At 41.2% G+C, this 11,754-nt stretch carries 12 protein-coding genes; 10 read left to right on the top strand and 2 right to left on the bottom strand.

The genetic code is table 11. The features are described from left to right. Window positions 1-5 precede the first annotated feature (5 nt). Window positions 6-1,130 (top strand): conserved virulence factor C family protein, encoded by a 1,125-nt coding sequence (locus ACIQ1H_RS08420; RefSeq protein ID WP_402888013.1) that lies wholly within the window; start codon window positions 6-8, stop codon window positions 1,128-1,130. Here the strand turns inward: ACIQ1H_RS08420 and ACIQ1H_RS08415 are convergent. Further along, window positions 1,121-1,423, bottom strand: coding sequence for a hypothetical protein (locus tag ACIQ1H_RS08415; RefSeq protein WP_402888011.1), 303 nt, complete (start codon window positions 1,421-1,423; stop codon window positions 1,121-1,123). The two genes, ACIQ1H_RS08420 and ACIQ1H_RS08415, sit on opposite strands and share 10 nt — an antisense overlap. Before the next feature lie 58 nt (window positions 1,424-1,481). Beyond that, complete coding sequence (locus ACIQ1H_RS08410; RefSeq protein WP_402888009.1) at window positions 1,482-2,441, bottom strand: alpha/beta hydrolase; 960 nt, start codon at window positions 2,439-2,441, stop codon at window positions 1,482-1,484. A 131-nt stretch (window positions 2,442-2,572) separates the two neighbouring features. Here ACIQ1H_RS08410 and ACIQ1H_RS08405 point away from each other — a divergent pair, with 131 nt between their 5' ends. The 9 genes from ACIQ1H_RS08405 to ACIQ1H_RS08365 all read left to right on the top strand — a co-directional run bounded on the left by ACIQ1H_RS08405 (window position 2,573) and on the right by ACIQ1H_RS08365 (window position 11,739). After that, window positions 2,573-2,989: an Rrf2 family transcriptional regulator gene (locus tag ACIQ1H_RS08405; RefSeq protein WP_402888008.1), complete on the top strand. Its 417-nt coding sequence runs from the start codon at window positions 2,573-2,575 to the stop codon at window positions 2,987-2,989. A gap of 147 nt (window positions 2,990-3,136) precedes the next feature. Next, window positions 3,137-3,904, top strand: a complete 768-nt coding sequence (locus ACIQ1H_RS08400) for a DUF7683 domain-containing protein (RefSeq protein ID WP_402888006.1) — start codon at window positions 3,137-3,139, stop codon at window positions 3,902-3,904. Window positions 3,905-4,174: 270 nt separating this feature from the next. Continuing rightward, the gene (locus ACIQ1H_RS08395; RefSeq protein WP_402888004.1) at window positions 4,175-5,404 is read left to right on the top strand and encodes a M20 family metallopeptidase; all 1,230 of its coding nucleotides are present in this window, start codon (window positions 4,175-4,177) and stop codon (window positions 5,402-5,404) included. Then, the gene (locus ACIQ1H_RS08390) at window positions 5,404-6,486 is read left to right on the top strand and encodes an isocitrate/isopropylmalate dehydrogenase family protein (RefSeq protein WP_402888002.1); all 1,083 of its coding nucleotides are present in this window, start codon (window positions 5,404-5,406) and stop codon (window positions 6,484-6,486) included. Before ACIQ1H_RS08395 ends, ACIQ1H_RS08390 begins: the two co-directional genes overlap by 1 nt. A 1-nt stretch (window position 6,487) precedes the next feature. Beyond that, entirely contained in the window at window positions 6,488-7,234 is a 747-nt protein-coding gene (locus ACIQ1H_RS08385) for an SDR family NAD(P)-dependent oxidoreductase (protein ID WP_402888000.1), read from the top strand. A gap of 10 nt (window positions 7,235-7,244) precedes the next feature. Beyond that, entirely contained in the window at window positions 7,245-8,705 is a 1,461-nt protein-coding gene (locus ACIQ1H_RS08380; RefSeq protein ID WP_402887998.1) for an aldehyde dehydrogenase family protein, read from the top strand. 11 nt (window positions 8,706-8,716) lie between these two features. Next, window positions 8,717-9,745, top strand: a complete 1,029-nt coding sequence (locus tag ACIQ1H_RS08375) for an ABC transporter ATP-binding protein (RefSeq protein ID WP_402887996.1) — start codon at window positions 8,717-8,719, stop codon at window positions 9,743-9,745. Beyond that, on the top strand, window positions 9,720-10,694 hold the full coding sequence (locus ACIQ1H_RS08370; protein ID WP_172771088.1) for an ABC transporter ATP-binding protein: 975 nt from the start codon (window positions 9,720-9,722) through the stop codon (window positions 10,692-10,694). The genes ACIQ1H_RS08375 and ACIQ1H_RS08370 overlap by 26 nt, the downstream gene beginning before the upstream one ends. Window positions 10,695-10,734: 40 nt before the next feature. Beyond that, window positions 10,735-11,739: a P1 family peptidase gene (locus tag ACIQ1H_RS08365; protein WP_402887994.1), complete on the top strand. Its 1,005-nt coding sequence runs from the start codon at window positions 10,735-10,737 to the stop codon at window positions 11,737-11,739. The last annotated feature ends 15 nt before the right edge of the window (window positions 11,740-11,754 follow it).

Below are 11,754 nucleotides of genomic sequence, written 5' to 3'. Positions count from 1 at the left end.
ATAATATGAAAATACTTACAATTGAGCCGACACCAAGTCCTAATTCTATGAAAATTATTGTCGATACGGAGTTACCGTTTGGCAAAAGCTTTAACTTTACAAAGGATAATAAAGACGAAGCTACTGGGGAAGCGGCAGCTATTTTAACCATTGAGGGGGTTAAAGGTGTTTATCATGTAGCTGATTTCTTTGCAGTTGAACGAAATGCAAAATACGCATGGGAAAGTATTTTATCGAGCATTCGACAAGTATTAGGCGAGGATGTTACTGAAGCTAGCGATATACAAATTGCCAATGAATTTTATGGCGAAGTATATGTCCATGTACAGTTTTACAAGCAGGTGCCATTGCAAGTAAAGGTGTTTGATAACCAACGTGAATACCGTGTGAGCTGTGGTGACCGTTTTGTCGATGCTTTCAATAAAATTATTGAATCAGATGTCGATGAAAACTATATTTTCCAACGTAAATGGATTGACTACGGTGTTCGTTATGGCGAGCTTGAGGAAATTGCTGAAGCGGTCAAACAGGAAATTGATGTAACTTATTCAGTACAACGTTTAGCTGATATTGTGGCAACGATTAATGATACAGAGAAGGTATACCAAAAGCCTGCTAAATTAAAAATAACGGTCGAGCAGTTCCAACAGCCAGAATGGGAAAAACGGTTCCAATTACTTGACCAAATGGCAGACCCAGAGCTAGATGACTTACCACTATTAGATTTAGCGCTGCAAGATGAACAAATGTCTATTCGTCGCCTAGCAACAGTTTACTTAGGCATGATAGAAGATGTAGCAGTTGTACCGTATTTAGAAAAAGCATTACATGATAAAAGTGCAGCCGTGCGCCGTACTGCGGGAGACTGTATGAGTGACCTAGGCTTGGTAGAATTTGAAGAGGCGATGCAACAAGCATTGCAAGATAAAAATAAGCTTGTTCGCTGGCGCGCAGCGATGTATTTGTATGAAGTAGGAACAGAGCAATCATTACCAGCGTTAAAGGCAGCTGAAGAAGATAAAGAGTTTGAAGTGAAGCTTCAAGTGAAAATGGCCATTGCTCGAATCGAACAAGGTGAAGAGGCAAAAGGCTCTGTATGGAAGCAAATGACGGAATCACGTCAGCAATAATAGCATAAAAAAATATTCGCAAGAGCATCTAAATTTAGATGCTCTTTTTGTTGTCTTGATATAGAAAGGAATGTGATTCTTTTATAGTTGATAGTAGCAGAGTCGGCTACTCCTGAGGCTAATGGTGTGCCCGAGGAACCCCCGCCCGCAGCGGACATCAACGGCAGAAATGTTGTATTGGTTGATTTTGAAATCGCCGATAGAGCCATGCGAATCGCTGGTAGAACATCAGGAATCGCCGATAGAACCATGCGAATCGCTGGTAGAACATCAGGAATCGCCGATAGAGCCATGCGAATTACCGATAGAACATTGGAAATCGCCGATAAATTCCGCAGAATCGCTGATTAGTTAAGTAGTAGGTGAAGCCGCTTTTTCAAAAGCTTTTTTAAAGGCATACATATAATTTTCAATTGCGCGTTGACTAATTTCTGCTTGAGGGACCATGTGCTCAAAGCCATGGAAGCACCCTGGATATAGATGGAATTCTGTCGGTACACCCGCCTTTGTCAGTCTCGCAATATATTCGATTGTTTCATCACGGAATGGATCTAAATCTCCTATAAATGTATACGTAGGAGGAAGATTGCTATAATCCTCTGCATGGAGAGGAGCCGCATAAATAGGCGCATCTTCAGCATAATTAGCCCCTAAATACATTTCCCATGCTAGATGATTTTGTGGACCATTCCATACACGAGCATCTGAAATTTCGTCAATTGAAGGTAAAATACAACGATTATCAATCATTGGATATAGTGGCATTTGGAAAGCAATTTTAGGTCCTTTTCGATCCCGAGCCATGAGTGAAACAGCAGCCGTTAATCCGCCTCCCGCACTCGTACCATGTACTGCAAGTCGTGTTACATCAATGCCTAATTCATCAGCATTTGCCGCCATCCATTCAAGCGCTGTATAGCAATCTTCCACACCAGCAGGGTAAGGATGCTCTGGTGCTAAGCGATAGCCAACGGAAACGACCACACAATCTAATTGTGAAACAAGCATTTGACAACTTGCATCAAACATTTCAATAGACCCAATGATAAAACCGCCGCCGTGGATATACAAAATAGCAGGCAACGTGCCATATTTTTCAGTCGGTTCGTAAATTCGAATTCGTACATCTGGTGCCCCGTTAGGACTAGTAATATAGCGTTCTGTCGTTGTAACGTTTTCCATTTTTACTTCTTCGTTGCCAAGCGCTTCATTCATGACACTACGTGATTCAGCAATATTCTCTCTTGTTAAATTTAGTTCCTGCATAGCTGATAAGAATGTTGTTAACTCAGGATGTACTCGATTTTCCAATTGCATGCCCTCCTTATTTTTGAAAACGCTATCATTTTAATTGTGATTAAAATATCACAATTAAAATATAGTACAATAGGTAAGAGATGTCAAATAAAAAATAGAGTATTTTGAAAATTGGAGGTGTGACAATGCAACTACTTATCCAATCGGGTGATCTTGGACCGAAATGGTTCCATGTCGCATTGCGAGCAATCGTCCTAATGGCGGAATCGAATGAGCTACTAAAAAGTAATTATATTGCGGAGACGCTAGGGGAGGATGCGACCTTCGTCAGAAAAATTCTTGCGAAGCTTGCAGAACAAGAGTATGTACAGGCGCATAGTGGACGCTATGGTGGCTATTGCCTTAATAAAGCACCAGCGCAAATTACAATGCAAGATATTTATAGCGTGCTCGGCAATGACAATGAAACACCTTATTGGTCAGTGCCATCTACTGGTTCGGAACGTTTTATTTCCATGATTATTGCGAAAGCGGAAAAAACATTTCAATCCGTACTGGCAGATTATACGATTCAAGATATTTTAGATAATAGAAGTAAATAGGGTGTAGGCGAGCAATTACCGACAAGGTAGAACAATTAAAAAATAACACTATTAAATTAGCTACTTTTGATGCTGTTTTTAAAAGAATTGGAGATTGGTTTTTGATAATATCTAATTAAAAATTTAAAAATGGAGGTGCATCTATCTGTGAGCAGAGAAATCGACTATCAATGGCGGATTACAAAATACAATCCTGCTTATCGAAATGCAGAAGGACATTATTTGAGGGATGAGTGGACAAGTGCTTCAGAAATTGGAAAATCTTTTCTTGGAGAAATATTAACGTTAGACGACTATTTACAGGTCGAGAAAGCATATGTCGATACGGTGATGAAATTTCTTGAGGTTTATCAAATTGAGAACGTACGACTGATTCATCTTGAGACGTATGGTTTGAGTAACGTGGATAAAACTTCGCCTTTATATGACCCATCGTTTGATACAATTCCATTGGCAGAAGATATGCTAGTAACGATTGATGAAATTCCGATTGTCTGTAAAATGGCGCTGAGAAATTATATTTATTGTCAACTGATTACCGAGGATTTCTTTGTCCAGTTCGGTGATGACTATTATCTATTTATTGGTGCTAATAGCATACAACAGGAAGCGATACAATTTGCGAGCGAGCAAAGACTTTTTGTAGAACAAATGATATCGCCGTATTATCTTTCTGAAAAAAATGTTATTCGAGAAGTGGCATGGAGCTTTCCTGGAGAAACAATAATAGAAGATAGTGAAATATTGAAAGATATGTCTTTAGAGGAGTTACAAACTATTTTTCAACTCTCTTCTATTCATCCAGTCACAGGCTCATACAAAATTACAGAGGATAATGCGGAGTTTTTCCAAAAGAAAATCAAGCATAAAATGGACTTTACTAAGTATGAGTACTATTTATTAGCTGGGAGTTAAGTAAATAGTAGGTTTTCAAATTCGTAAATTATAAACAAGCAAAACACTCACCCGAAACGTTGAGCTCACAGCGTTTGGGTGAGTGTTTTCTATTTGGGCGACGTTTTTTTTGTAGATTGCCATCGTTACACCTTATTTTTCCATATGGATAGTAGCAAAAAACTTCATGGGATTCTATGAATGATTATCAATTTAACCAATATATTAGTAAATATACAATATGAAAATATGATTTGTAAATTTTTTACTAATATAAAGGGGGCTTCCTAAATGCTAGAACCAACTATAAAGACAACGGAAACGTATAAACGTGATCGAGAAACGGTCATTGCATTAACACAAAAGCTCGTTCGGATCGAAAGTGTTTATCGCGAACATGATCCTCATGGCAATGAACAGGAAGTAGCCAATTACGTGGCGCAATATTTACGAGCAATCGGTATTGAAACGTTTGTGGAAGAAGTTGTACCTGGAAGACCAAATGTCATTGGCATTATTGATTCGGGGAAGCCAGGGAAAACCCTACTATTTGAAGGACATACAGATGTCGTCACGGAGGGCAATCGTGAGGCGTGGACTTATGATCCGTTCGGAGCTGAAATCATTGATGGGCGTATGTATGGTCGAGGGACAAATGATACAAAAGGGAATCTCGCATGTATGATTACTGCTTGTCAGTCATTGTTACTAGATGGCGAGGAATTTACGGGCAAGATTATTTTATGCATTCCATGTGATGAAGAGGGACTTATGCTTGGCATTAAGCATTTTATTCGCAATGGCTGGGCGGATGGCGTAGATGGGGCCATCATTTGTGAGCCGCAAGAAAACAATGTGTGCATTGCACAGCGTGGGGCCATTCGCTTACAGGTCGATATTTTCGGCAAAATGGCACATGGCGCAATTTCTTGGAGCGGCATTAATCCGAATTGGCGGATGGCACGTTTAATCGTCGAGCTTGAAAAGTTAGAACAAGAAGAACAGGCACGATTAGGGAAAGACCCAATGCTCAATTGGCCATCGATTACGCCAACGATTTTACGCGCTCCTGTGAAAGGGGATGCGCAAATTAATGTCATTCCTGATCATTGTATGACGACGCTCGATATTCGCACCGTACCAGCACAGGATCATGATGAATTACTTGGGAAAATTGATGCCATTATTCAACGACTACAAGCAGATGATCCAGACTTCAAAGTGGAGCTTACTGTACTTGATAATCGCCCAGCAACCGCTACTGCGAAAGAAGAACCTGTTGTACAAGCTATTTACGAGGCAGTGGCAGAAGTGACACAAAAAGAGCCGATTTATAACGGTGTGCCAGGTGCAACGGACGGCACTTTCCTTCATGTACATGGCGTACCAATTGTCACAGTTGGGGCTGGAGATCGTGAAATCCCACATCAAATTGATGAGTATGTTGATATCGAAGAGCTTGCAGAAACGACGGCCATTTACCGTTTAGCAGCAGTAAAGTTTTTAGCAGGGGAAGCGTAATGATCAAAATCGCAGTTATTCCAGGAGATGGCATAGGCAAGGAAGTCATGGTGGAAGCGTTAAAAGTGCTCGAGCAACTAAAGGTGGATGACCCAACTTTACAAATTGAAACAACCATTTTTCCGTGGAGTTCAGATTATTATGTGCAACATGGCTCTATGATGCCAAAGGATGCACTTGCAATATTAAGGAACTATGATGCGATATTATTTGGTGCGATTGGTGACGCTCGTGTACCTGATGATGTTACAGTTTGGGAATTTATTATGCCCATTCGCAAGCAATTCCAGCAATATGTGAATTTCAGACCAGTCAAATCACTGCAAGGTATTGTGTCACCACTGGCAAATGGTAAGGACATTGATATGGTTATTTTTCGTGAAAATACAGAAGGTGAATATTCCAATAGCGGGGGCCATATGTATCCTAATCAGCCACAGGAAATGGCCATTCAAAATACGATTATGACACGGCTCGGCGTTGAAAAAATTGTACAAGCAGCCTGTGACTATGCATGTAAATATGGTAAGTCGAAAATTACAAGTGCTACAAAATCAAATGCCATTATTCATTCTATGAAATTTTGGGATGCGCATACGAAACATATTGTGGAAAAAGCCTCGCCAACATTAACGCTAGAATCTATTTATATAGATGCATTAGTCGCTTATTTTGTAGAGCGTCCTCAAGATTTTGAAGTTATTGTGGCTTCCAATTTATTTGGCGATATTTTATCGGATTTAGGGTCAGCCATTGTCGGGGGACTTGGGCTGTCTCCCTCAGCAAATTTAAATCCTGAAAAGGAGTTTCCATCGATGTTCGAGCCAGTGCATGGTTCCGCTCCTAATATTGCGGGGAAAGGGATTGCCAATCCGATTGCACAAATTTGGTCTCTTGGATTATTGCTTGGGCATGTTGGGAGAGCAGACGCAGAAAAACGAGTTGTTTCAGCGATTGAAGCCGTGCTTAAAGAGGGTGTCGTAAAAACAGCGGATATTGGAGGGCAAGCGACAACCTCACAAATGGGGGATGCCATTTGTCGGGCGCTTGTAAACATAAAACAAACAGCAGGGGGTGTGTAAGATGGCGGTGGCACAGCAAGTACTTATTGTGACAGGTGCTGGTGGTGGAATGGGCAAAGCAATAATTCAAGAGCAGCTTGAGCAAGGAAATATTGTAATTGGTATCGATTTATCAGTTGCCTCACTGACTAATCTAGCGCATGAATCTTTACAAACGTACGAGGTCAATGTTTTGCAAGAAGAAAGCATTCAGGCAATTACACAAGAGGTTTTCGCGAAATATGGGCGCATTGATGGACTTGTTAATGCGCTTGGAATCGCACAGGCTGCAACTCCAATTGAGCAAGTAACGATGGATGAGTGGAATCGCCTTATGGACGTAAATGTGAAAAGTTTATTTATAACAACGAAGGCCGTTGTTCCATATATGAAGGAGCGAAAAAAAGGCTCGATTGTGACGATTGCATCGATTTCGGCAGTGCGTCCCCGTCCTGGCTTGCAGGCTTATATTGCTTCAAAAGGAGCGGCGGAAAGCTTTACGCGTGGGCTGGCGATTGAGCTTGCATCACATCAAATTCGTGTTAATACAATTCATCCAGGACCAGCGAATACACAGATGTTAGCACAGTTTACAGCAGAAGGTGCAAATGCAGAGCAAACAAAGCAAGATGTCTTTATCCAATCAGTGCCACTTGGCCGTTTAGTCGATCCAACTGATATAGCAGGTGCAGTAAATTATTTACTATCAGATAAATCAACAATGGTGACAGGCACAACATTACATGTTGACGGTGGCCGTGGCTTATAGGAGGGGTACGATGCAAGTTATTCCAATGCTAATAAATGGTAAGTGGGTACAAGGCGATGGTCAGGGATTAATAGATGTTGTCAATCCATCTACTGGTGAAGTGCTCGCGCAAATAAAGAATGCTAGTAAGGAACAGGTAGACGAGGCGGTTCGAGCGGCTCGTCATGCATATGAAAGTGAAGAGTGGCGCCAAGTCAAAGCTTATGAGCGTGGTCAGCTACTTATCCAATTAGCACAATATATTCGCATGCATGCTGAAGAATGGAGTTTGCTAGAGTGTCGTGATGTGGGTAAGCCTTTGACACAGGCGCGGGCAGATGTGGAAGCCGCTGCTCGCTACTTTGAATTTTACGGTGGGGCGGCAGACAAAATTATGGGTGACACCATTCCTATCGAAGACGGTATTTTAAATGCGGTCGTTTTAGAACCAGTTGGGGTTACTGTCCATATTGTGCCATGGAACTATCCGTTACAAATTACTGCAAGAAGCGTTGCCGCAGCTATCGCAACAGGGAATGCTGTCATCGTTAAAAGTGCGGAGGATACCCCACTGACGACACATGCTATGACGAAATGGTTTGCTGATAAATTGCCGAGAGGAATTTTTCAGCATATTACAGGTTTAGGTCGTGATGTAGGACCATTTTTAACGACACATACTGATATTAATCATATTACATTTACAGGCTCGGTCCCTACAGGCATTGAAGTGATGAAAGCAGCGGCTCAAAACATTGTACCTGTCACATTAGAATTGGGTGGCAAATCGCCGAATATTGTATTTAAAGATGCGCCGATGGAACAGGCTTTAGAAGGGGTAATGCGAGCCATTATTCAAAATGCTGGGCAAACCTGTTCGGCAGGAGCACGGTTGCTTATTGAAAAAGACGTGAAAGAGATGTTCGTTGCAAAGCTAGTGAAGAAATTTCAAACTTTAAAGATTGGTCCAGGGGAAGCGGATGTTGATATGGGGCCACTGTTAAATCAACAGCAATATTTGAAGATTTCCACACTGTTGAAGCAGGCGAAAGAAAATGGCTATGTTATCTCTGGTGGCGAAACGATTACGATTAAAGGCTATGAAAAAGGCTATTTTATTCAACCAACGATTCTCGATGGCGTAGATGCCAATGCTGCACTGGCGCAGGAGGAGATTTTCGGACCAGTGTTAACAATATTGACGTTTACATCAATAGATGAAGCGATTGCATTAGCAAACGGGACAGACTATGGATTAGTGGCAGGTGTTTGGTCAAAAGATTTAGACACAGCACATTATGTGGCAAGTCGGGTGAAGGCTGGACAAGTGTTCGTCAATAATTATGGCGCAGCAGGCGGAATTCAAATGCCATTTGGAGGTTATAAAAAGAGTGGCATCGGACGTGAAAAGGGCTTTGTTGCATTAAGAAATTATACACAAATGAAAAATATTGCGATACGTTATTCAACACCCAATCACGATAGTGAGTAGGAGGGTAGGATATGGAACAGGCAAAAGACAAGCAGGTGTTGTTGGAGGTTCAACATTTAAATGTTCAATTTCATTTAAAAAATGGCAAAAAGGCAAAAGTAGTTGATGATGTAAGCTTTGTGATTCATAAAGGTGAAACCGTTGCACTTGTTGGAGAGTCGGGCAGTGGCAAGAGTATAACTTCGTTGTCGATAATGCGTTTGCTTCCGATGCCACCTGGTGAAATTACGAAAGGTGACATTCTTTTAAATGGAAAAAATCTTTTACATTATAAAAATAAAGAGATGAGCAGGATTCGCGGCAATGAAGTGAGTATGATTTTTCAAGAGCCGATGACATCTCTTGATCCCGTTTTTACAATTGGCAATCAAATAATGGAAGCGATTCGAAGACATCAAAAAGTCTCTAAAAAACAAGCAAGAGAAATGTCACTTCAACTATTAAAAGAAGTGGGCATTGCCAATGCAGAAAAAATTATCACAGAATATCCCCATCAGTTATCAGGTGGGATGCGACAGCGTGTTATGATTGCCATCGCGATGTCCAATAATCCACAGCTATTAATCGCAGATGAGCCTACAACGGCATTAGATGTAACTGTGCAAGCGCAAATCTTAAAGTTAATGATGAAAATGAAAAAAGAACAGCACTCAGCCATTTTGTTTATTACACACGATATGAGTGTAGTTGCTGAAACAGCAGATCGTGTGATGGTTATGTATGCAGGGCAAATTGTGGAAGAAGCGCCTGTGCGAGAAATTTTTCTTCAACCCAAACATCCTTACACAGCTGCCTTATTAAAAACGATGCCTAGTCTTGAAACAGAGATGACTAGATTACCTTCTATCCCTGGTACTGTGCCACCAGCCTATGCACTGCCGAATGGCTGTCGTTTCGCACCACGATGTCCATTTGTGATGAAGCATTGTCGTCAAGTAACGCCAGAAACTAGACATATCCAACATAATCATAGCGTAAGGTGTCATTTATTCACGGAGGAAGGAGTACTTGCACATGACGGAGAGAGAAGTTTTACTTGAAATTCATCATTTAAAAGCCTATTTTTCGGTGAAACGCAAGTCTATGAAGGAAGAGAAAAAAGTCGTCAAGGCTGTTGATGATATTTCAATTGAAATCTTCCGTGGTGAGACACTTGGGATTGTAGGAGAGTCAGGGTCAGGTAAGTCCACGTTTGGACGCACAATTTTAAAGCTTGTTGAACCGACAGATGGGGAAATTTTATATAAAGGTCAACCTATTCATCACTTGAAGGGACGTCATTTACAAAAATATCGCAACCAAATGCAAATGATTTTTCAAGATCCATTCGCATCATTAAATCCACGGATGCGTATCGGTGCCATTATAGAAGAACCGATGGCATTACAATTAACATTGTCTAAAGAGCAACGCAAGAAACGAGTTAGTGAGCTTTTACAAAAGGTCGGTTTACCTGAAGATGCTATGCATAAATTTCCACATGAATTCTCGGGTGGGCAACGACAACGAATTGGTATTGCTCGCGCACTTGCCATTAATCCAGAATTTATTATTGCAGATGAACCTGTTTCTGCATTAGATGTTTCAATACAATCGCAAGTACTTAATTTAATGATGGATTTACAGGATGAATTTCATTTAACGTATTTATTTATTTCGCATGATTTAAGTGTTGTGAAACATATTAGTGATCGGGTTGCAGTGCTGTATTTAGGGAGAGTAGTAGAAATAGGTGCGAAAAGAGAGTTGTATGCCAACCCCCTCCATCCATATACAAAGGCGTTACTATCGGCGATTCCAACTGTGAATTTTGATGAGCCAAAGCAATTAGTGCCTTTACAAGGGGAGCTACCAAGCCCTATGAATCCACCGATTGGCTGTGTATTTCATACTCGCTGTCCATATGTTATGGAGAAATGTCGACTGGAGCGACCTACATTGCAACAAATAAATGCGCAGCAGCAAGTAGCCTGTTTTTTACATGAATAAAAATCTGAATATTCAATTTATTTGAAGAGGAGGTGTTTAAATGTTCGGCAATATAACAGACGTACCTGGCGTGAAAGTAGGTCATGCAGAAAATAAAAACGGTATAACGGGATGCACCGTCATTCTAGTAGAAGATGGCGCAGTTTGTGGCGTCGATGTTCGAGGCTCTGCACCAGGTACTCGTGAAACGGATGCTCTTGATCCCATCAATGAAATTCAGCAAGTGCATGGCATTTGCTTAGCTGGTGGGAGTGCATTTGGCCTAGATGCCGCAACAGGTGTGATGTCTTACTTAGAGGAGCATGGTGTTGGAGTAGATGCAGGTATTGCAAAAATACCGATTGTACCAAGTGCGGTATTGTTTGATTTATTTATCGGTGATGCACATACAAGACCAACAGCACAAATGGGCTATGAGGCGGCGAAAAATGCGACAGTTGGCCCTTTTAAAAACGGCAATATTGGCGCGGGATATGGTGCGACAGTTGGGAAGCTAGCAGGTCCTCAATATTGTATGAAAGGAGGATTAGGCAGTAGTTCACTAGAAGGCAAGGAGGGGCTAGTTGCAGGAGCTCTTGTAGCGGTAAATGCAGTCGGTGATATTAAAGATCCTAATACAAGAGTAACCATTGCGGGAGCTCGTAACCGAGAAACGGGACAATGGCTGGATAGCTGTACGTATTTAGAAGAGCATGGACAATCACAGGCACTGGCTGGCACAAATACGACCATTGGCGTTGTTGCTGTGAATGCGAAGTTATCAAAGGCAGAGGCGAAAAAAATTGCACAGCTTGCACAAAATGCGTTAGCCCGAACAATTTATCCTGTTCATACAATGCTAGATGGCGATACGATTTTTGTTTTAGGTACAGGGCATCAAACGTATCCAGTGGACTATCTTGGACACTTGGCAACTAAGGTCGTAGAGCAAGCTATTATTGCTGGGGTAAAATGTGCGACAAAATTAGAAGAGGTTGAAAGCTATATAAGTATTTCAAAATATGTTCAAGGGGCAAAGGGGGAGAAACAATTTGAAGCAGAGTAGAAATTGGTTTTTACT

Origin of the sequence: Lysinibacillus sp. NPDC097279, from assembly GCF_044761745.1 — a bacterium.
Lineage (GTDB): Bacteria > Bacillota > Bacilli > Bacillales_A > Planococcaceae > Lysinibacillus.
The sequence above is the reverse complement of the archived record's forward strand: the minus strand, read 5'-3'. Positions and strand labels throughout refer to the sequence as shown.

Bases quoted from the DNA above. Each gene is read 5' to 3' on its own strand.
- ACIQ1H_RS08420 (WP_402888013.1), top strand. From the start codon at position 6: ATGAAAATACTTACAATTGAGCCGACACCAAGTCCTAATTCTATGAAA.
- ACIQ1H_RS08415 (WP_402888011.1), bottom strand. From the start codon at position 1,423: ATGGCTCTATCGGCGATTCCTGATGTTCTACCAGCGATTCGCATGGTT.
- ACIQ1H_RS08405 (WP_402888008.1), top strand. From the start codon at position 2,573: ATGCAACTACTTATCCAATCGGGTGATCTTGGACCGAAATGGTTCCAT.
- ACIQ1H_RS08395 (WP_402888004.1), top strand. From the start codon at position 4,175: ATGCTAGAACCAACTATAAAGACAACGGAAACGTATAAACGTGATCGA.
- ACIQ1H_RS08390 (WP_402888002.1), top strand. From the start codon at position 5,404: ATGATCAAAATCGCAGTTATTCCAGGAGATGGCATAGGCAAGGAAGTC.
- ACIQ1H_RS08385 (WP_402888000.1), top strand. From the start codon at position 6,488: ATGGCGGTGGCACAGCAAGTACTTATTGTGACAGGTGCTGGTGGTGGA.
- ACIQ1H_RS08380 (WP_402887998.1), top strand. From the start codon at position 7,245: ATGCAAGTTATTCCAATGCTAATAAATGGTAAGTGGGTACAAGGCGAT.
- ACIQ1H_RS08375 (WP_402887996.1), top strand. From the start codon at position 8,717: ATGGAACAGGCAAAAGACAAGCAGGTGTTGTTGGAGGTTCAACATTTA.
- ACIQ1H_RS08370 (WP_172771088.1), top strand. From the start codon at position 9,720: ATGACGGAGAGAGAAGTTTTACTTGAAATTCATCATTTAAAAGCCTAT.
- ACIQ1H_RS08365 (WP_402887994.1), top strand. From the start codon at position 10,735: ATGTTCGGCAATATAACAGACGTACCTGGCGTGAAAGTAGGTCATGCA.